Below are 527 nucleotides of genomic sequence, written 5' to 3'. Positions count from 1 at the left end.
GGTCAGGCCGTTGGCACCAACACCATTGGCTCTTCCGAGGCCTGTATGCTCGGCGGGATGGCGATGAAATGGCGTTGGCGCAAGCGTATGGAAGCCGCAGGCAAGCCAACGGATAAACCTAATCTGGTGTGCGGCCCGGTACAAATCTGCTGGCATAAATTCGCCCGTTACTGGGATGTGGAGCTGCGTGAAATCCCTATGCGCCCCGGTCAGTTGTTTATGGATCCGAAACGCATGATTGAAGCCTGCGACGAAAACACCATCGGCGTGGTGCCGACTTTCGGCGTGACCTACACCGGTAACTATGAATTCCCGCAACCGCTGCACGATGCACTGGATAAATTCCAGGCCGACACCGGTATCGACATCGACATGCACATCGACGCCGCCAGCGGTGGCTTCCTGGCACCGTTCGTCGCCCCGGATATCGTCTGGGACTTCCGCCTGCCTCGTGTGAAATCGATCAGTGCTTCAGGCCACAAATTCGGTCTGGCTCCGCTGGGCTGCGGCTGGGTTATCTGGCGTGA

General features: G+C 58.3%; 1 protein-coding gene. It reads left to right on the top strand.

Annotated features, from left to right (window positions below):
* Positions 1-527: pyridoxal-dependent decarboxylase (locus FQZ95_RS11995; protein ID WP_237427986.1), on the top strand; the 527-nt coding region annotated here is incomplete at both ends.

This window comes from Escherichia sp. HH41S (genome assembly GCF_009820115.1).
In the GTDB taxonomy this organism is placed as follows: domain Bacteria; phylum Pseudomonadota; class Gammaproteobacteria; order Enterobacterales; family Enterobacteriaceae; genus Escherichia; species Escherichia coli_F.
This window is presented reverse-complemented; position numbering and strand designations above follow the sequence as displayed.